20 protein-coding genes, 1 tRNA gene and 1 pseudogene are annotated in these 18127 nt (G+C 58.5%); 4 read left to right on the top strand and 18 right to left on the bottom strand.

The annotated features are described in order from the left end of the window. Positions 1-201 precede the first annotated feature (201 nt). The 16 genes from scpC to aspS all read right to left on the bottom strand — a co-directional run bounded on the left by scpC (position 202) and on the right by aspS (position 13990). Positions 202-1698: a succinyl-CoA:acetate CoA-transferase ScpC gene (scpC, locus tag AAEZ08_RS06320; protein WP_003280321.1), complete on the bottom strand. Its 1497-nt coding sequence runs from the start codon at positions 1696-1698 to the stop codon at positions 202-204. 203 nt (positions 1699-1901) lie between these two features. Beyond that, a tRNA-Lys gene (locus tag AAEZ08_RS06315) sits at positions 1902-1977 on the bottom strand. 106 nt (positions 1978-2083) lie between these two features. After that, positions 2084-2758, bottom strand: coding sequence for a 7-cyano-7-deazaguanine synthase QueC (gene queC / locus AAEZ08_RS06310; RefSeq protein WP_500123925.1), 675 nt, complete (start codon positions 2756-2758; stop codon positions 2084-2086). A 57-nt stretch (positions 2759-2815) separates the two neighbouring features. Beyond that, on the bottom strand, positions 2816-3457 hold the full coding sequence (gene queE, locus AAEZ08_RS06305; protein ID WP_036990868.1) for a 7-carboxy-7-deazaguanine synthase QueE: 642 nt from the start codon (positions 3455-3457) through the stop codon (positions 2816-2818). Between the two features lie 121 nt (positions 3458-3578). After that, positions 3579-4391 (bottom strand): tol-pal system protein YbgF, encoded by an 813-nt coding sequence (gene ybgF / locus AAEZ08_RS06300; RefSeq protein ID WP_482695825.1) that lies wholly within the window; start codon positions 4389-4391, stop codon positions 3579-3581. Between the two features lie 6 nt (positions 4392-4397). Further along, the gene (gene pal, locus AAEZ08_RS06295; RefSeq protein WP_003280313.1) at positions 4398-4901 is read right to left on the bottom strand and encodes a peptidoglycan-associated lipoprotein Pal; all 504 of its coding nucleotides are present in this window, start codon (positions 4899-4901) and stop codon (positions 4398-4400) included. Positions 4902-4949: 48 nt separating this feature from the next. Then, a complete protein-coding gene (gene tolB / locus AAEZ08_RS06290; RefSeq protein ID WP_003280309.1) occupies positions 4950-6251 on the bottom strand; it encodes a Tol-Pal system beta propeller repeat protein TolB in 1302 nt (433 codons plus the stop codon). Beyond that, on the bottom strand, positions 6248-7246 hold the full coding sequence (gene tolA, locus AAEZ08_RS06285; protein ID WP_003280308.1) for a cell envelope integrity protein TolA: 999 nt from the start codon (positions 7244-7246) through the stop codon (positions 6248-6250). Before tolA ends, tolB begins: the two co-directional genes overlap by 4 nt. Continuing rightward, positions 7246-7686: a protein TolR gene (gene tolR, locus AAEZ08_RS06280; protein ID WP_003280307.1), complete on the bottom strand. Its 441-nt coding sequence runs from the start codon at positions 7684-7686 to the stop codon at positions 7246-7248. Before tolR ends, tolA begins: the two co-directional genes overlap by 1 nt. 11 nt (positions 7687-7697) lie before the next feature. Continuing rightward, a complete protein-coding gene (gene tolQ, locus AAEZ08_RS06275) occupies positions 7698-8390 on the bottom strand; it encodes a protein TolQ (RefSeq protein ID WP_003280305.1) in 693 nt (230 codons plus the stop codon). A 2-nt stretch (positions 8391-8392) separates the two neighbouring features. Continuing rightward, positions 8393-8836: a tol-pal system-associated acyl-CoA thioesterase gene (ybgC, locus tag AAEZ08_RS06270; protein WP_003280304.1), complete on the bottom strand. Its 444-nt coding sequence runs from the start codon at positions 8834-8836 to the stop codon at positions 8393-8395. A gap of 51 nt (positions 8837-8887) precedes the next feature. Next, the gene (gene ruvB / locus AAEZ08_RS06265) at positions 8888-9940 is read right to left on the bottom strand and encodes a Holliday junction branch migration DNA helicase RuvB (protein ID WP_500123924.1); all 1053 of its coding nucleotides are present in this window, start codon (positions 9938-9940) and stop codon (positions 8888-8890) included. A 3-nt stretch (positions 9941-9943) separates the two neighbouring features. Then, positions 9944-10549, bottom strand: a complete 606-nt coding sequence (ruvA, locus tag AAEZ08_RS06260) for a Holliday junction branch migration protein RuvA (protein WP_003280300.1) — start codon at positions 10547-10549, stop codon at positions 9944-9946. Positions 10550-10623: 74 nt separating this feature from the next. Continuing rightward, the gene (ruvC, locus tag AAEZ08_RS06255; RefSeq protein ID WP_102821489.1) at positions 10624-11148 is read right to left on the bottom strand and encodes a crossover junction endodeoxyribonuclease RuvC; all 525 of its coding nucleotides are present in this window, start codon (positions 11146-11148) and stop codon (positions 10624-10626) included. A gap of 164 nt (positions 11149-11312) precedes the next feature. Next, on the bottom strand, positions 11313-12062 hold the full coding sequence (locus AAEZ08_RS06250) for a YebC/PmpR family DNA-binding transcriptional regulator (RefSeq protein ID WP_003280297.1): 750 nt from the start codon (positions 12060-12062) through the stop codon (positions 11313-11315). 152 nt (positions 12063-12214) lie between these two features. Further along, a complete protein-coding gene (aspS, locus tag AAEZ08_RS06245) occupies positions 12215-13990 on the bottom strand; it encodes an aspartate--tRNA ligase (RefSeq protein WP_058064049.1) in 1776 nt (591 codons plus the stop codon). Positions 13991-14339: 349 nt separating this feature from the next. Here aspS and AAEZ08_RS06240 point away from each other — a divergent pair, with 349 nt between their 5' ends. The 3 genes and pseudogenes from AAEZ08_RS06240 to AAEZ08_RS06230 all read left to right on the top strand — a co-directional run bounded on the left by AAEZ08_RS06240 (position 14340) and on the right by AAEZ08_RS06230 (position 15695). Continuing rightward, positions 14340-14810 carry a Dps family protein gene (locus AAEZ08_RS06240; protein WP_003280294.1) on the top strand — a complete coding sequence of 157 codons (471 nt, stop codon included), beginning with the start codon at positions 14340-14342 and terminating at the stop codon, positions 14808-14810. A gap of 276 nt (positions 14811-15086) precedes the next feature. Continuing rightward, positions 15087-15401: pseudogene (locus tag AAEZ08_RS06235) on the top strand (cold shock domain-containing protein membrane protein); the annotation flags it as partial. Positions 15402-15500: 99 nt separating this feature from the next. Then, positions 15501-15695, top strand: coding sequence for a cold-shock protein (locus AAEZ08_RS06230; RefSeq protein WP_177333350.1), 195 nt, complete (start codon positions 15501-15503; stop codon positions 15693-15695). A 56-nt stretch (positions 15696-15751) separates the two neighbouring features. Here AAEZ08_RS06230 and AAEZ08_RS06225 read toward each other — a convergent pair whose 3' ends face one another. Next, entirely contained in the window at positions 15752-15958 is a 207-nt protein-coding gene (locus AAEZ08_RS06225) for a SlyX family protein (protein ID WP_003280291.1), read from the bottom strand. A gap of 2 nt (positions 15959-15960) precedes the next feature. Further along, on the bottom strand, positions 15961-16383 hold the full coding sequence (locus AAEZ08_RS06220; protein ID WP_003280289.1) for an HIT family protein: 423 nt from the start codon (positions 16381-16383) through the stop codon (positions 15961-15963). 424 nt (positions 16384-16807) lie between these two features. Between AAEZ08_RS06220 and AAEZ08_RS06215 the strand changes: the two genes are divergently transcribed. Next, positions 16808-18049 (top strand): OprD family porin, encoded by a 1242-nt coding sequence (locus AAEZ08_RS06215; RefSeq protein ID WP_500123923.1) that lies wholly within the window; start codon positions 16808-16810, stop codon positions 18047-18049. The last annotated feature ends 78 nt before the right edge of the window (positions 18050-18127 follow it).

Below are 18127 nucleotides of genomic sequence, written 5' to 3'. Positions count from 1 at the left end.
AGTATAACGGCGTAAACCGAGAATTCGGACTAGTCGATAGAGACGAGGAGCGCAGGAGTCAGACCGGACTTCTGCCGTTCAACGGGGCAGGAATACTAGCCGAAGCGTCGATAAAAGGGAAAGCGGAGGGGGTTGCGCGACAACAGGGCATTGCACCCCTGCCAAATGAAAACCGCCGGCATCAGCCGGCGGTTGTTTAGATCACTCGCCCTTGAGCATGTGTCCACGTTCTTCCAGATTGATGTGCCACTGCATGGCCTCGCCCAGCAGGTGCGGCGTCTGACCGCCCTTCTTGCAAGCATCGTCGAAGTACTTGTTCAGCACGTCACGGTAGGACGGGTGCACACAGTTGTCGATGATCACACGCGCACGCTCGCGCGGCGCCAGACCACGCAGGTCAGCCAGACCCTGCTCGGTCACGAGGATCTCCACGTCGTGCTCGGTGTGGTCAACGTGAGCGACCATCGGTACGACGCTGGAGATGTTGCCGCCCTTGGCGATCGACTTGGTCACGAAGATGGCCATGTGGGCGTTACGTGCGAAATCGCCCGAGCCGCCGATGCCGTTCATCATCTTGGTGCCGCCCACGTGAGTGGAGTTGACGTTGCCATAGATGTCGAATTCGAGCGCAGTGTTGATACCGATGATGCCAAGACGGCGCACTAGCTCAGGATGGTTGGAGATTTCTTGAGGACGTAGGATCAGCTTGTCCTTGTACTTCTCAAGGTTGCCGAACACGCGATCATTGCAACGCTCGGACAGGGTGATGGAGCAACCGGAAGCAAAGGTCATCTTGCCCGCATCGATCAGCTCGAAAGTGCAGTCCTGCAGTACTTCGGAGTACATGACCAGGTCTTCGAACGGCGAATCGATCAGGCCGCACATGACGGCGTTGGCAATGTTGCCGATACCAACCTGCATTGGGCCCAGGTTTTTCGCCATACGACCAGCTTCGACTTCGCTCTTGAAGAACTCAACCAGATGGTTGGCGATAGCTTGGGTGTCTTCGTCCGGCGGAGTAACCGTGGAGTAGGAATCCGGCTGATCGGTGATGACGATAGCAGCGATCTTGGCGGGATCGACCGGGATCGAGGTGGCACCGAGGCGGTCATCGACCTGGGTCAGCGGAATCGGACCACGGTTCGGGCGCTCGCCTGGGAAGTAGATGTCATGCAGGCCTTCCAGGTTCAGGTTGTGCGCCAGATTCAGCTCGATGATCACCTGGTCGGCAAACATCACCAGATTGGCAGAGTTGCCTACGGAAGTGGTCGGGACGATGTGACCCTGCTCGGTAATGCACAGCGCCTCGATGATAGTGACGTCAGGGCGCTTGATCTGATGATTGCGCATCTGCTCGACGGTATGCGACAGGTGCTGGTCGATGAACATGACCTCACCCGCGTTAATCGCCTTGCGCAGTACCGGATCGGCCTGGAACGGCATGCGACGGGCCAGCAGCCCCGCAGAAGCCATCTTGCCATCGAGATCGTTGCCCAGGCTGGCGCCGGTGACCAGGCTGATCTGCAGCTTTTCATCCTTGGCGCGATCGATCAGCGCAAGGGGCACGGCCTTGGCTTCGCCCGCACGGGTGAAACCGCTCATGCCAACGGTCATGCCGTCGCGAATAAGGGAAGCGGCCTCTTGGGCGCTCATGACCTTGCTCTGCAGAGAGGACAAGCGGATGCGATCAGAATACATTTGAGCCTCGAACCAACGGACAATCAGGAAGCCCGCAGTCTATTACGTTTAAAAACTGTTGAGCCACCTACTAAGGTCGTAGATAAAAACGCGACTTATGACCGAACGTGACACCCAAGCCAGCTAACACTGAACTACGGGCATAAAAAAAGCCGGACGACCTAGGAAGGTCTCCGGCTTTTTGCACTCCCGAAGGAGCAATATGGTGGGTCGTGTAGGATTCGAACCTACGACCAATTGGTTAAAAGCCAACTGCTCTACCAACTGAGCTAACGACCCAATGCGGGGCGCATGATACTGATTTGATTGATGAAAACAAACTTTTTTTTAAAAAAGATTCGCTCGACACGACCTTGAGAAAACCCTGATCGAGCGCGAAGAAAGCTCAGAAATAGCGGGTCGGATCAGGCAAGCCGGCTTCGGCAAAGCCAGCGGCACGCAGGCGGCAACTATCGCACTTGCCACAGGCACGGCCATCCGCATCAGCCTGGTAGCATGAAACGGTCATCGCGTAATCCACACCCAGACGATCCCCCTCCTGGACGATACGCGCCTTGCTCAGCTCCTGTAGCGGAGCAAGGATGCGGAAGCCCTGCCCTTCCACACCAGCCTTGGTAGCAAGATTGGCCATGCGCTCGAATGCCGCGACGAACTCCGGCCGGCAGTCTGGGTAGCCGGAGTAATCCACCGCATTGACTCCGATAAAGATATCCCGCGCGCCGAGCACCTCCGCCCAGCCCAGCGCCAGGGAAAGGAAAACAGTGTTGCGCGCCGGAACATAGGTGACCGGAATGCCTTCGCCCGGAGTCTCGGGCACGTCAATGCTTTCATCCGTCAGGGCCGAGCCGCCAATACCATTGAGGTTGAGGCCTATCACCTTGTGCTCGATCACACCCAACTGCTTGGCGACGCGCTCGGCGGCCTGCAGCTCGGCGCGATGGCGCTGCCCATAGTCGAAACTCATGGTGTAGCAGGCGTAGCCCTGATCACGGGCCATAGCCACGACCGTAGCCGAATCAAGTCCGCCGGACAGCAGAATGACTGCTTTCTTATCGTTCATCGTGCAATTCCTTCAAAGCGGGGGTCACAGCCACAAACCAGCAACAAACCCACGAACTCAATGGCCGGGCGCGTCGTTCCAGATGATCTTGTGAAGCTGCAACTGCAAGCGCACGGGCAGATTGTCGGCAACGATCCAGTCCGAGAGCTCTCTAACATCGACCTGACCGTAACTTGGCGAAAAGAGCACTTCACCCGCACGCCTATCCAGACCATATTCGATCAGTTTGCTGACGGCCCAGTCATAGTCCTCACGGGAACATATGACGAACTTCACCTGATCGTTACGCGTGAGGCAGGCGATGTTTTCGTAGCGATTGCGTGCAACCTCGGCGGACCCCGGGGTTTTCAGGTCCACCACGCGACTGACGCGCTCATCTACCGCAGAAATGTCGAGCGCACCACTGGTCTCGAGGGAAACCTCGTACCCCGCATCACACAGTTGCTGCAGCAATGGCAGACAGTTGGGCTGCGCCAGAGGCTCTCCGCCGGTTACGCAGACATAACGGGGGTTGTAGGACGCGACACGCTCGACGATCGCGTCTAGCGTCATCAGCTCTCCACCGCTGAACGCATAGGCGGTATCGCAATATTGACAGCGCAGGGGGCAGCCGGTCAGGCGTACGAACACAGTCGGCAATCCACTGGTTCGTGTTTCCCCCTGCAGCGAGTAGAAAATCTCGGTAATTCGCAGGGTCATATCAGCCACGGGCGTGACGGCTAAACAGGCCATCCGCCTCCGTTGCGGGAAATAGGGGCGGCAATTCTAACGAAAAAACCCGCACGATGGGCGGGTTTCGTTCGTTGTCGCCAGCGTGTTTTCAGCGATTGAGCTGACGCTGAGCCAACTGTGCAGCTGAAGTATTCGGGTACTGGGCAATCACCTGGCGCAAAATGCCCTGAGCCTTGTCCCGGTTGCCCAGGCGTATTTCGACATCAGCCAGCTTATAGAGCGAATCCGGCACCTTGTTGTGCTGCGGATAAGCCTGGCTAACCCGAGCGAATGCCTGGCCGGCGCCCTGCAAATCACCCTTGGCTAGATTGACCTCGCCTAGCCAGTACTGCGCATTGCCAGCGTACTGGCTTTCAGGATACTTACGCAGGAACGCTGCGAAAGCCTGGCTAGCCTTATCGAAGTCTTTCGCCTTGATCAGGTCGAAAGCGGCATCGTAGTAGAGCTTTTCCTGTTCAGGATCGCTCGACGCGCTTGGCGACTGGCCCTGACTGGCGCGAGCAGTGCCCGTACTTCCGGCCGAAGAGGCTGCATCACCCGATGGCGCGGACTGATTGATGGAGGCGGACCCGCTCGACAGGCGTCGATCGATATCCTTGTAACGTTCCAGCCCCTCTTGTTGCAGGCGCTGGATCTGATTCTGTTGTTCCTCAAGCATGCCGCGCAATTGCGCGATCTCTTCCTGCATCTGCTGCAGCTGCATGAAGAGCATGCCCTGCGCCGAAGATGGAGCAGCAGCTCCACCTCCGGCATAGGCACCGTCACCGCTCGGCGCGGCCGTGGAATAGCCAGGGTTGCCGCTAGCGGCACCCTGTTCATAATCCACAACCGGCACTTGAGCTGCCGCCATAAGCGGCAGAGCGAGCACTGTAAAAGTCAGAGCGTGGCGGTACTTTCGCATGACGAATTACTTACGCAGTTCGACGCGACGGTTCTGAGCCCAGGACTGCTCGTCGTTACCCATGGCAACCGGACGCTCTTCGCCGTAGGAAACCAGTTCCAGCTGAGCCGGGGAAACGCCCTGCAGTACCAGGTAACGCTGAACGGCCTTGGAACGACGCTCGCCCAGAGCCATGTTGTACTCACGGGTACCACGCTCGTCGGTGTGGCCTTCCAGAACGACGCGAGCGCCATTGCCTTTCAGGTCTTTGGCGTGAACGTCCAGAGCGCGCATGGCTTCCGGCTTCAGGTCGGAGCTGTCGTACTCGAAGTAGAAAGTGGTGATGGCGCGCAGAGCGGCTTCTTCGCTCATGCTGCTATCGACGGAGCCGGAATCAGCGCCGTAACCAGCGTTCGGATCGATCGCGCCCGAACCTTCGCCCGAATCGTCGCCGCCCTTAGAGGAACAACCGACAGCAACTGCCATGGCCAGAGCCAGAGCGGTGAACTTACCGAATTTCAGCATTTCCATGTGTAACAACCCCAGGTGTGTTTTTGGTTAAAAAGCGTTGATACCGCATCAGTTCAGGTAAGGGGACCAGGACGGCTCTCGGACTTCTCCTTGAGCTGTTGGAAGCGGGAGCCTAACGCGTCCATTGATGGACACGAGCATCAAGACTCCCCGGCCCTGCTGGCGGGTGGCGTAGATTAGCATGGTGCCATTAGGCGCAACAGTGGGAGACTCATCCAGACTGGTATCTGACAGTATTCTCAAATTGCCACGCTGCAAATCCTGTGCTGCCACCTTGAAATTGGTGTACCCATCCTGCCGGTGAATCATGACCAGAGTCTTCTCGTCAGCCGACAGTTTCGGGTTAGCGTTGTAGTTACCAACGAACGTTACTCGCTCCGCCGAATTGCTACCTATCCGCTGCTTGTAAACCTGCGGCTTGCCGGCACGGTCGGAGGTGAAGTAAATGGTCTGACCGTCGGCGCCCCAGAAGGGTTCGGTGTCGATCGCATAGTGGTTGGTTAGACGCTGCAGCTGCCGCGACCCAAGATCCATCACGTAAATCTCGGGGTTGCCGTCTTTCGACAATACGAACGCCAGACGATTGCCGTCCGGCGAAAATGCGGGCGCGCCGTTCAGCCCTTCGAAGTTGGTGATCTGCTCGCGTCGACCGGTATCCACATGCTGCATGAAGATGCGCGGACGCTTCTGCTCGAACGACACGTAGGCAATTCGACGGCCGTCGGGCGAGTAACGTGGCGAAAGAATCGGTTCGCGTGACTGCAACAAGGTCACTGCACGGGCGCCGTCATAATCAGAGCGCTGCAATGTGTAACGAGTGTTCGCACCGCCGAGCCGCTCAACGGTCACGTACAGTAAACGGGTGGAAAACGCACCTTTGATGCCGGTGAGCTTCTCGAACGACTGGTCGGCAGCATGGTGAGCCATGTCACGCAGCTGATCCGGCGCACCGCCGACCGTTCCAGTCATGACTTGCTGCTCGGTGGCCACGTTGAACACTTCGTAGCGAACCTGAAGTCGACCGCCGGCCGGCTCGATGTTACCTACCATTACGTACTGGGCACCCAGCGCTTTCCAGTCACGGTAAATGATCTCGCTGCCGCGGGTTGGCATGCTGATCATGTTCTGCCGTGGTATGGGCTGGAAGGTGCCCGAGTTACGCAGGTCATTGCCGATAATTTCAGCCATGTCCTCAGGCAGCACAGTGCCACCCTGCCAGCCGAATGGCACGACGGCGATGGGGATCGCGCGATCAGCGCCGCTGGTGACGACAATATTTTTCTCCTGCGCTACTGCAATTCCTGCCAGGCAGCAAAGCAGGACAAGTAGACCTCGAAGGGAGTTGATCACAACGCAAGATCCTCAGGCGTGAATGTCATTTTGAATGACCGGTACGGTTGAAAGTCCTGCGGGCTCAATCCCTGCATTTCAGTCAACCGACCGATGTTCTTTACTGCGGCGACCGCAGAATTATCGAATGGCGCATCACCGCTCGACCTAGAAACGCTGACATTGGCGATAGTGCCATCCGGAAGCATGTTGACCTGAAGCTGAACGGTCATGTTATTGCGTGCCGAAGGTGGCCGGCTCCAACCTTCCGCTGCACGCAGCCGAATCAAATCGTCGAAGTCGCCGGCGACCTGATCGCCCTGCGTATCGGCCAGCGCCTGCTGACGCTCGGTGGTATCGGACAACAGCTCGGCCAGCGCCTGCGCCTTCTTGTCCTCTGCCGCCTTGCGAGCTGCATCTGCCGCCGCTTTCTTCTTCGCTTCTTCAGCTGCTTTTTTCTTAGCAGCCTCGGCTGCTGCCTTCTTCTTGGCCTCTTCAGCCGTCTTACGCTTGGCCTCTTCGGCGGCCTTTTTCTTGGCCTCCTCTGCAGCCTTTTTCTTGCTCAGCTCTTCAGCCGCCTTCTTCTTCGCGATTTCAGCCTGTTTCTGCTGTTCGACCTTCTTGGCCTCCTCGGCCTTTTTCGCCGCAGCAGCTTTGTCGGCTGCAGCTTTCGCCGCATCGGCCTTTCGAGCCTCTTCCGCCTTCTTTTGTTCCGCAGCCGCGGCCGCAGCCTGCTTTTGCTGCTCGACCTTACGCTGCTCCATTTGCTCGGTTTCGAACTGTTTGGCAGCCGTTTTCTTCGCCTCGCCGGCGATCTTCTGATTGGTCTGCGTGGTGGCCTGGCTCTGCGACTTCAACTGGTACAGGGTAGCCTGCACAATCGGCTTGGAAGGCGGCAGCTCGGGTGTCTTGGAAAAGCTGACGAATAACATACCGAAGACCAGAACGTGCAGGCCCACAGCGAGCACTGTCGGCCAGAAGTAGCTCTGCGAAGGTGACGGGTCACGCTGCTGCATCAAGGAGCCTCGGTGATCAGGCCAACGTTACCTACGCCAGCTTCCTGCAAGCCACCCATGGCCGCCATGACCGAGCCGTAATCCACAGCGCGATCGCCGCGGATAAACACCTGCGTATCAGGACGCTGGCGCATGATGGCGACCACCGCCTGAGTCATGTCCTCGAGCGCAACGGCCTCATTACCCTTGCTTTCAGTGTCGACCTCGCTACCCACATTCCAGTAATAGGTCTTGTCGGCCTTGATGGAGATGGTCAACACCTGCTTGTCGTTATCTTGCGGCAAAGCCTCGCTGCTGACTTTCGGCAGATCGACTTTGACGCCCTGATTGAGCATCGGCGCCGTAACCATGAAGATGACCAGCAGTACCAGCATCACGTCGATGTATGGCACCACGTTCATCTCGGCGACGGGCTTGCGTCTGTTGCGGATTCTGGCCATGGCCGGGGGCCTCAGTCTTCGGTGGTGTGAACTTTGCGATGCAGGATGGCCTGGAACTCATCAGCAAAGGTGTAGTAACGACCGATGAGCATCTCGCCACGGGCAGCGAAACGGTTGTAGGCAATTACCGCAGGGATCGCGGCGAACAGACCAATTGCCGTGGCGATCAACGCCTCGGCAATACCCGGCGCCACAGTCGCCAGCGTTGCCTGCTGCACCTGCGCCAGGCCGCGGAAGGAATTCATGATCCCCCAGACGGTACCGAACAGACCGATATAGGGGCTGGTGGAGCCGACAGTAGCGAGGAATGGCAGGCTCTGCTCTAGCTTTTCCTCCTCACGGGAAATGGCGACGCGCATAGCCCGATTGACGCCGTCCATTACCGCATCTGGATCGACACCCTGCTGCTGACGCAGGCGCGAAAATTCCTTGAAGCCAGCACGGAAGATCTGCTCCACACCAGAGTCTGGGTCAGGATTGCTGCCTGCCTGGCGATAGAGTTTGGACAGGTCTACGCCCGACCAGAAACGCTCCTCGAAGGTATCGAGCGCTCGCTTTGCGGCACGCAGCATGTTGCCGCGCTGAAAAATCAGAATCCATGAGGCTACCGAGGCGCCCACCAGGATCAGCATGACCAGCTGAACCACGAAGCTGGCATTGCTGATCAGGCTCCACATGGACATATGATCGACGTTGGCTTCCACGCTTACTCTCCTGCAGGGGATAGACCCGAACCCGCGAAAGCACTGCGCAGCGCTTCGGGAATGGCTCGGGGTTTCAAACTTTCGGCACGTACGCAGGCCACCAGCACCTGCCCCTCACACAGCAACACATCATCTACTGCACGGCGAACCTGTTGACGAAAACGCAGGCTGGCACGATTGAGCTCGATCACCTCGGCACTCACCAACAATTCGTCATCCAGGCGTGCCGGGGCGCGATAGCGTGCCTCGACCGAATGCACGACGAACAGCAAGTCTTCACCGGCCAGTTGCGACTGAGCGAATCCCAGGCTGCGCAACCGCTCGGTACGAGCTCGCTCCATGAATTTGAGGTAATTGACGTAGTAGACAATGCCGCCCGCATCGGTGTCCTCGTAATAGACTCGACAGCGGTGGGTGAAGATTTCAGCTCCGGCTTGCGCGCGCATACTAGTGCTCAGCCCTGTAAATGCCAATCGGGTTAGAGAACATTATTTTCTTCAAACTGTGTCGCCATCGAACAAGTCAGGGGTTGGTGCATCGCTCATTCGTTTGGGCAGGTTCAGACCGAAGTGAAGGTAGGCGTGGCGTGTGACCACGCGACCACGCGGCGTGCGCATGATGTAGCCCTGCTGAATCAGGTAAGGCTCGAGCACATCTTCGATGGTATGACGCTCTTCGCTGATCGCAGCAGCAAGGCTGTCGATGCCCACCGGCCCGCCGTCGAACTTCTCGATCAGCGTCAGCAATAACCGCCGGTCCTGATGATCGAAACCACGCTCATCGACATCGAGCATGTTCAGCGCCAAATCGGCAATCTGTCGCGTGATCTCACCACGACCGCGTACTTCGGCGAAATCACGCACGCGTCTTAGCAGACGATTGGCAATTCGGGGCGTGCCTCGTGCTCGCCGAGCAATCTCGAAAGCCCCCCCGGGCTCGGTTGGCAAGCCCAGGATGCCAGCCGAACGACTGACAATGGTGGCCAGATCTTCGGTGGAGTAAAACTCCAGCCGCTGGACAATGCCGAATCGATCGCGTAATGGATTGGTCAGCATGCCGGCACGGGTAGTAGCGCCGACGAGCGTGAACGGCGGCAAGTCCAGTTTGATCGAGCGAGCCGCCGGCCCCTCCCCGATCATGATGTCCAGCTGGAAATCCTCCATTGCCGGATACAGCACTTCCTCGACAATGGGCGAAAGACGGTGGATCTCATCGACGAACAGAACGTCGCCGGACTCGAGGTTGGTCAGCAAGGCGGCGAGATCACCCGGCCGCTCTAGAACAGGTCCCGATGTGCTCTTGATCGACACACCCATTTCTTCGGCGATGATGTTGGCCAGCGTGGTCTTGCCCAGGCCTGGCGGGCCGAAGATAAGCGTATGGTCCAGCGCTTCCTGGCGCCCCTTGGCTGCACGAATGAACAGATCCATCTGCTCGCGTACCACCGGCTGACCAATGTAATCCGCCAGGGTCAATGGGCGAATGGCGCGGTCCAACTGTTCATCGCGGTCGCGACTGCCAGCCGTGACGATACGATCCGCTTCGATCATGGCTTACACCATGCCCTTGAGGGCGCGACGGATCATTTCTTCACTGCTCAAATCATCTTCCTGTATGGCGGACACTGCGCGACTGGCTTCCTGCGGCTTGAATCCAAGGGAGATCAATGCGCTGACCGCATCGTTCTCGGCGCTTGTGACTGCCGTTTTGCTGCCAGGTTCAACCACGAAGGTGGCAATGGCCGGCATGCTCTCCCAGGCCTTGAAGCGATCTTTCAACTCCACGAGAAGGCGCTCAGCGGTCTTCTTGCCGACGCCCGGTATACGCACCAGCACTGAGGTGTCCTGCGCCTGCACACAACGCACCAGCTCATCGACTTCCAGCCCGGACATCAATGCCAGTGCCAGCTTGGGACCCACGCCATTGAGGCGGATAAGTTCGCGAAACAGCTCGCGCTCACGCTTCTCGGCAAAGCCATAGAGAAGCTGGGCGTCTTCGCGCACGACCAGGTGGGTGTGCAGTGTCACCGGCTCGCCAAGGGCAGGCAGGCGATAGAGTGTCGTCATCGGCACCTCGACCTCGTAGCCGATGCCGTTCACGTCGAGAATCAGATGTGGCGGTTGTTTCTCCGCCAGCGTGCCACGCAAACGTCCGATCAATCCTGCTTCCTCCGATACCACAATCTGGGCTGCGGTTTATCGCATTAACACGCTATGTAAAGAGCGCAGGCGCACTACAGCCGTAGCCGCCCGCCTCGCCGCTTGGCACCAGCCAGGCCATGAGGGATCAGGCTTTGGCGGTGATGCGCATGACAGAGCGCGATGGCCAGCGCATCTGACGCATCGATCTGCGGTTTTTCCAGGAGTTTGAGCAGGTGCATGACCATCATCTGCACCTGCTGCTTGTCCGCCCCCCCTGTTCCGGCAATGGCCTGCTTGACCTGAGTCGCGGTGTACTCCGCGATCTGCAGGCCCGCCTCTGCCCCCGCAACGATGGCAGCGCCCCGGGCCTGGCCAAGCTTGAGCGCCGAGTCGGCGTTGCGCGCCATGAACACCTGTTCGATACCCATGGTCACCGGCCCGTAGGTCTGGATGACTTCGCTGACTCCACTGAACACTGCACGCAGACGGTCAGGCAGTTCACCAGTGCCTGTGCGGATGCATCCGGACGCCACATATTCACAACCGCGGCCGGTATCGCGCACGACACCGTAGCCGGTAATTCGAGAGCCGGGATCGATACCTAAAATCAGCGTCATGCGTGCCGTCGTGCTGTCTATTTATCCAGTAGCGAGTATACGGACGCGCTGCCCGGTGCGCCACCAACAGGATTACGCGACCCCACACCAGCCATGCATCACTCATAAAAAAGCCGAGAGCCCATCTAAAGCGGCTCCCGGCTGCGCATACCGCAGAACTCGACTCAGTTCAGCTGCTGCATGATCTCGTCGGAGATCTCTGCGTTGTGGTAGACGTTTTGCACGTCGTCCAGATCTTCCAACGCATCGATCAAACGCAGTACTTTCTGCGCAGTCTCGACATCGGTGATCGGCGCCATGATCGACGGGATCATCGCCACCTCAGCCTCGTCGCCCTTGAACCCCGCCTGTGTAAGGGCTTCATTGACCGAGAGGAAATCCGCGAAGCTGGTGTACACCTCCACCGAACCATCTTCCTGGCTGGCCACGTCATCCGCGCCGGCCTCCAGCGCTGCTTCCATCAGCGCATCCTCGTCGACGCCGGGCGCGTAACTGATCTGCCCCTTGCGATCGAACATGTAGGCGACCGAACCGTCAGTGCCCAAGTTACCGCCGTTCTTACTGAAGGCATGGCGCACCTCAGCCGCAGTACGATTGCGGTTGTCAGTCATGGCCTCGATGATGATCGCCACGCCGCTTGGTGCGTATCCCTCATAGCTCAGCTCGGTCATGTTGTCCGCTTCGCTGGAGCCTGCGCCCCGCGCGATGGCGCGATCGATGACGTCTCGCGACATGTTGGCCGTCAGCGCCTTGTCTACCGCCAGGCGCAGACGCGGATTGTCCGCCGGCACACCGCCGCCATGCTTGGCCGCCACGGTCAGCTCACGGATCAATTTGGTGAAGATCTTGCCCCGCTTGGCATCTTGGCGCTCTTTGCGGTGCTTGATGTTGGCCCATTTGGAATGACCAGCCATAACTCACTCCATTCTTCGACTGAATCAGAAATCTCGATAACCGGTTGCGCCTGTCATCACTCGATCAAGACAGCTGCCGGCTATCGCCGTAACGTCTTGCGGCCAGAGCCGCAAGACGAAGAAGCCTGGCAGAACCAGGCTTCAGGTAGCGCTTACTCTGCCTTTGGTTGCTCACGCAGGCGGATATGCAGGTCGCGCAGCGCCTTGCTGTCCACCGCCCCCGGCGCCTGGGTCATGACGTCCGCAGCGCTTTGGGTTTTCGGGAAGGCGATGACTTCGCGAATCGACTGCGCTCCGGTCATCAGCATCACCAGGCGATCGAGGCCGAAGGCCAGACCGCCGTGTGGCGGAGCACCGAACTTCAGCGCATCAAGAAGGAAGCCGAACTTCTCTTCCTGCTCGGCCTCATCAATTCCGAGAATGCGGAACACGGTCTGCTGCATTTCCTTACGGTGGATACGGATCGAGCCACCGCCCAGCTCGGTGCCGTTGAGCACCATGTCGTAGGCACGGGACAGGGCCCCGGCGGGGTTGGCCTCCAGCTCCTGCGGCGAGCACTTCGGCGCAGTGAACGGATGGTGCAGCGCGCTCAGCGAACCGTCGTCGTTCTCCTCGAACATCGGGAAGTCGACCACCCACAGCGGAGCCCAGTCACAGGTCAGCAGCTTGAGGTCGTGACCGATCTTGATGCGCAGGGCACCCAGCGCCTCGGAAACGATCTTCGCCTTGTCGGCGCCGAAGAATACGATGTCACCATCGACCGCACCGACGCGATCGAGGATCACATTGAGGTTGTCTTCGGGGATGAACTTGACGATCGGCGACTGCAGGCCTTCGACGCCCTTGGCGCGCTCGTTGACCTTGATATAGGCCAGGCCCTTGGCGCCATAAATGCCAACGAACTTGGTGTAATCGTCGATCTGGCTGCGCGGCATGCTTGCGGCACCCGGAACACGCAGAGCAGCGACACGACCTTTAGGATCGTTGGCCGGACCGGAGAACACCTTGAACTCGACGGCATTGAGCTGATCGGCAACATCTACCAGCTCCAGCGGAATGCGCAGGTCGGGCTTGTCCGAGCCATAACGACGCATGGCCTCTTCGAAAGGCATATGCGGGAAGTCACCGAATTCCAGATCCAGCACTTCCTTGAACAGCTTGCGGATCATGCCTTCGGTGATACCGATGATGTCCGCTTCGTCGAGGAAGCTGGTCTCGATATCGATCTGGGTGAATTCGGGCTGGCGGTCGGCGCGCAGGTCTTCGTCGCGGAAGCACTTGGCGATCTGGTAGTAGCGGTCGAAACCGGCAACCATCAACAGTTGCTTGAACAGCTGCGGTGATTGCGGCAGAGCAAAGAAATTACCGGCATGGGTACGGCTCGGCACCAGATAGTCACGGGCGCCTTCAGGAGTCGGGCGACCCAGAATCGGGGTTTCGACATCGAGGAAGCCGTTTTCATCCAGGTAGCGCCGAATGCTGGCAGTGATACGCGAGCGGAGCTTGAGCTTTTCTGCCATTTCCGGGCGACGCAGATCGATGAAGCGGTAACGCAGTCGCGTCTCCTCGCCCACGTCGCTGTATTCGTTGAGCGGGAATGGCGGAGTTTCCGCATCGTTCAGCACTTCCAACTCGTATCCCAGCACTTCGATGGCACCGGAAGCAATGTTCGAATTCACCGCACCCGCCGGACGCAGGCGCACCTTGCCGGTGATCTTTACCACGTACTCACTGCGCACCTTGTCGGCCGTCGCGAAGGTTTCCGCGCGATCCGGATCGAAGACCACCTGGGCCAGGCCTTCACGATCGCGGACGTCGAGGAAGATCACCCCGCCGTGGTCACGACGGCGATGTACCCAGCCGCAAAGAGTGATTTCCTGGCCGTCCAGGCTTTCGTTCAGTTGGCCGCAATAGTGGCTGCGCATCATGGTGGAGTTCGCTTCTCGTATCTTGAATTCGATGGGGCGCTAGAGCCAGGACAGGCTGACAGCACCGTGGCTGCTCTGCGCAAGCGGCATGTGCCGCGCGCGATACCGCATATGACGCCAGGCGCTGCAGCTTGCGCAGTGGCCGCCGGGCATAAGCGCGGGATTATATCTACATAATCACCGTGGCGCAGCCGTTGGCCCCTGGCGATTGGAAATCAGGCGTGGCGATGGAACCCCTCCCCGAGCAAAGCCTTCCAACGATGAGTATCCGACCAGAAACGCATCGCTTCACAACGCCGCGCATTTTTCTGGCATAACTAATGGCTGAATCATCCACCAGGAGAAAATCATGGAAATCAACATTGGTATCGCTGAACAGGATCGGGCAGCCATCGCCGAGGGTCTGTCTCGCCTGCTCGCCGACACCTATACGCTGTACCTGAAGACCCACAACTTCCACTGGAACGTTACTGGCCCGATGTTCAACACGCTGCACACCATGTTCGAGACGCAGTACACCGAACTCGCCATCGCAGTGGACGACATCGCCGAGCGTATCCGGACCCTGGGCTTCCCGGCGCCAGGTACCTACGCTGCCTATGCTCGCCTAAGCTCGATCAAGGAGGAAGAAGGCGTGCCTTCTGCCGACGAGATGATCAAGCTATTGGTCGAAGGCCAGGAAGCCGTCGTTCGTACGGCTCGCGGCATTTTCCCGCTGCTGGACAAAGTCAGCGACGAGCCTACCGCCGACCTGCTGACTCAGCGCATGCAGATCCACGAAAAAACTGCCTGGATGCTGCGCAGTCTGCTTTCGGCCTGAGGCTTTCTCCTGAACCGGGCGCCCTTGTGCGCCCTGGTTCAACATCAACAATCCGCACACAGCAGAGCCGGCCACCACTCTTTCTTACTGCTCCGAGCCGGTGGAGCGGAACACGCCCATTTGAGCGCCCCACTCCTTTCCTGTTAAATACGCCGCGCTGCAGCCCAGACCCACGCGGTTCTTCGAACAGTGTTCAGCCCTGACCGACGAACGTTTTCCACGGGCACCCTGGCCTGCGCTTTTCCTGTCGTGTTATCAACCGTGAGTCATACAACAATGCTTAAGATTGTCCATGTCTTGGCGGGCATCGTTGCCCTGCTGCTGTCATTTGTTCCCAGCCTGCAAGGTGCAGTACCGCTCCTGTTGCAGCCCGAAGCCTTGTGCCTGCTGATGCTCGGCCTCCTTAGTGTTCAGTTCGCCCCTTCCGCCCAATTGATCGACAGCCGGACTCGTCCAGTGATCATAGGGGCATCCGCATTGCTCCTGGTTGCCATCGCGTTGCAGGCTATCGTTCTGCTTGCAGCGGTGCCGCAGATCGCCGGCCAACCAGCTACGCTGGCCAGCCTGCTGCTTGCCTTTATTGCCGTGCTGCTTCACCTGGCAACTCCCCGGAGCCGCAGCAAACAGCCAAAAGCCGCCCGCACGAATACCACTACCACACCACCCGCCGCGGGCCGCGAAGCAGGCACAGTGAAGTGGTTCAATACATCCAAGGGGTTTGGCTTCATCTCCAGGGACAGTGGCGATGATGTGTTCGTACACTTCCGCGCCATCCGGGGCGAGGGGCATCGCATTCTGGTCGAAGGCCAGCGCGTGGAGTTCACCATCATGATGCGCGACAAGGGTCTGCAGGCAGAAGACGTAGTACCGACCGACGGGCGATAAGCCAATCGCTATCGAAGCGAGCCAGGACCGAACTGCCCTGACCCGCTTCGAACACATCAATAATGCGGCGGCGGCCCCTCTTCCTCGCCGGCATCGAAGGTGACCTGCATTTCCTCCTGTCGCCTTGCCAGAGCCCCTACCTGAAGCTGCAACCGATCCATGATCCGCTGTTGCTCAACGAGCACATCGTTCAAAGCCTGAATCGTGTCATCCTGAAATGCCAGGCGCGCTTCCAGATCCATCACTCGCGACTCCAGATCCATAGTCATTCTCCAAAACGAAAGTGATCGGTCAGCACCAACCTGAGCTTGTCCCTGATGGCGGCTACCTGCTCCTGGCTATAGGGCTTCGCTGGATGTTTGCCCCATACCGGCGCCGGCCATGCAGCGTCGTCACGACGCCTTGCGATGACATGCATGTGCAACTGCCCAACCATATTGCCGAGCGTAGCGATGTTCATCTTGTCCGCGCCAAAAGTGTCCTTCACTGTCTCGGCGAGCGAGGTAGCTTCCTGCCATAGAGCCTGCTGATCTGCAGCATCTAGCTGAAACAACTCGCTCACCTCCTCGCGCCGCGGCACCAGGATGAACCAGGGGTACTGCGCGTCATTCATCAATAGCAGCCGACAGAGAGAGAAGTCGCCAAGCAGCAACGTATCCTGCGCCAGACGTGAATCGAGAGCGAACATGAAACTTCCCCTTTAGAACAGTTCAGCGCTGGTTGCGCAAAAGAAAAGGATACCCCAAGCAGCAACAGCAGCAAGGCGCTGAGAGGCGCACAAGGATGGTGCCCGAACGCGACGCAACCGCAATATTTCAGTGCACGGATTCCCCTCAAACAGCTAACGGCAGCCAGGAACGGTCACTTGGTCAATTTGAGTACGATTCTTGCTATTCCGGATTAGGGATCGCGGCCAGTGGCTTCAAAACGCCGCAATCGGCGTTGTGCTGCTTGCTCTAGCGCCGGACTAGAGCCAAACAGTAAATTCTCTGGATGGCTTTTCGCGAGAGCGGCCATAATTGGCTAAAGCCTGATGCGGGACTAAGAAGTTGCACCCTTTCCGCCCACTGCGGACAGGTAAGCACCGTTTTTAAACCAAAGGAGCAATCACAATGAAAGTGATGAAGTGGAGCGTAATCGCCCTAGCCGTATCGGCGGGCACCTCCCAGATGGCGCTGGCCAGCCAGCAATCGGAGTCCAAGGGCTTCATCGAGGACGCGAGCCTTGATCTGCTGCTGCGTAACACGTATTTCAATCGTGACTACAAAGACGGCGCCGGCGACGTGCGGAGCTGGGGCCAAGGCTTCATCACTACCTTCGAGTCCGGCTTCACCCAGGGCACCATCGGAGTAGGCGTCGACGCCTATGGCCTGCTGGGTGTCCGTCTCGATGGCGGTCAGGGCTATAGCTACACCGCCATGTTCGAGCGCGACTCCAACAACGAGCCGGAGCGCGACCTCTCCCAGGCCGGCGCAGCTATCAAAGCCCGGTTCTCCAACACCGTGATCAAGTACGGCAACCAGATGCCGATGATGCCGGTACTCGCATATGACGATTCTCGCCTGCTGCCAGAGTCATTTACCGGCACCTTGATCACCAGTAATGAGATCGAAGGCCTTGAGCTGAATGCCGGCCGCTTCACCGCAGATAGCTCCATGGCATCGTCCAGCCGCGATGACGTAGGCTTGAAGAGCATTGATGTTGTCGGCGGCACCTATGCGTTCAACGAGAACCTGAGCACGTCGCTCTACTACGCTGACAACGAAGACGTGGCCAAGAAGAAGTACGCTAACGTTAACTACGTCATGCCGTTCGGCGGCGACCAGTCGCTCGCGTTCGACTTCAACATCTACGACAACAAGTACGATAAAGAAACGTTCGGCGAAACCGAAGACACAACCATCTGGAGTCTCGCAGCCAAGTACTCGACTGGCGCGCATGCCTTTATCCTCGCCCACCAGCGCGTTACCGGTGACGGTGACTACCGCTACGACATCGGCGACGGCGGCAGCTCCATCTGGGTAGCCAACTCCTACTACTCCGACTTTAACTCCAAGGACGAGCGCTCGTGGCAGGCAAGCTATGAGCTGGACTTTAGCGGCTATGGCGTTCCAGGCCTGTTCTGGAAAACCGCTTATGTGTACGGCGACAACGTAGACACCCCCACCGGCGAAGGCAAAGAGCGCGAGTTCTTTAACCAGGTCCAGTACGTCGTTCAGAGCGGCCCGGCAAAAGATCTGTCGCTAAAGCTGCGTAACTCGATCTACCGCTCAAACAACGACATGCGCGACTACTACAGCCCGGATCTGAACGAGATCCGCGCATTCGTCGAATACCCGCTGAGCATCCTGTAACCCAGATACTCGGAACATTCGATGCAAAAAGGAGCCCGGCGAAAGCCGGGCTCTTCGTTTGTGATCCCTGCCAAGCGG

The organism is Pseudomonas sp. E45-MNA-CIBAN-0222 (assembly GCF_040310405.1).
GTDB classification, from domain to species: Bacteria; Pseudomonadota; Gammaproteobacteria; order Pseudomonadales; family Pseudomonadaceae; genus Stutzerimonas; species Stutzerimonas stutzeri_AC.
The sequence above is the reverse complement of the archived record's forward strand: the minus strand, read 5'-3'. Positions and strand labels throughout refer to the sequence as shown.

Bases quoted from the DNA above. Each gene is read 5' to 3' on its own strand.
- queE (WP_036990868.1), bottom strand. From the start codon at position 3,457: ATGACCCTGCGAATTACCGAGATTTTCTACTCGCTGCAGGGGGAAACA.
- ybgC (WP_003280304.1), bottom strand. From the start codon at position 8,836: ATGCGCGCGCAAGCCGGAGCTGAAATCTTCACCCACCGCTGTCGAGTC.
- AAEZ08_RS06240 (WP_003280294.1), top strand. From the start codon at position 14,340: ATGGAAATCAACATTGGTATCGCTGAACAGGATCGGGCAGCCATCGCC.
- ybgF (WP_482695825.1), bottom strand. From the start codon at position 4,391: ATGCGAAAGTACCGCCACGCTCTGACTTTTACAGTGCTCGCTCTGCCG.
- AAEZ08_RS06250 (WP_003280297.1), bottom strand. From the start codon at position 12,062: ATGGCTGGTCATTCCAAATGGGCCAACATCAAGCACCGCAAAGAGCGC.
- tolA (WP_003280308.1), bottom strand. From the start codon at position 7,246: ATGCAGCAGCGTGACCCGTCACCTTCGCAGAGCTACTTCTGGCCGACA.
- ruvB (WP_500123924.1), bottom strand. From the start codon at position 9,940: ATGATCGAAGCGGATCGTATCGTCACGGCTGGCAGTCGCGACCGCGAT.
- AAEZ08_RS06220 (WP_003280289.1), bottom strand. From the start codon at position 16,383: ATGTTCGCTCTCGATTCACGTCTGGCGCAGGATACGTTGCTGCTTGGC.
- AAEZ08_RS06225 (WP_003280291.1), bottom strand. From the start codon at position 15,958: ATGGATCTGGAGTCGCGAGTGATGGATCTGGAAGCGCGCCTGGCATTT.
- queC (WP_500123925.1), bottom strand. From the start codon at position 2,758: ATGAACGATAAGAAAGCAGTCATTCTGCTGTCCGGCGGACTTGATTCG.
- tolR (WP_003280307.1), bottom strand. From the start codon at position 7,686: ATGGCCAGAATCCGCAACAGACGCAAGCCCGTCGCCGAGATGAACGTG.
- scpC (WP_003280321.1), bottom strand. From the start codon at position 1,698: ATGTATTCTGATCGCATCCGCTTGTCCTCTCTGCAGAGCAAGGTCATG.
- aspS (WP_058064049.1), bottom strand. From the start codon at position 13,990: ATGATGCGCAGCCACTATTGCGGCCAACTGAACGAAAGCCTGGACGGC.
- pal (WP_003280313.1), bottom strand. From the start codon at position 4,901: ATGGAAATGCTGAAATTCGGTAAGTTCACCGCTCTGGCTCTGGCCATG.
- AAEZ08_RS06215 (WP_500123923.1), top strand. From the start codon at position 16,808: ATGAAAGTGATGAAGTGGAGCGTAATCGCCCTAGCCGTATCGGCGGGC.
- ruvC (WP_102821489.1), bottom strand. From the start codon at position 11,148: ATGACGCTGATTTTAGGTATCGATCCCGGCTCTCGAATTACCGGCTAC.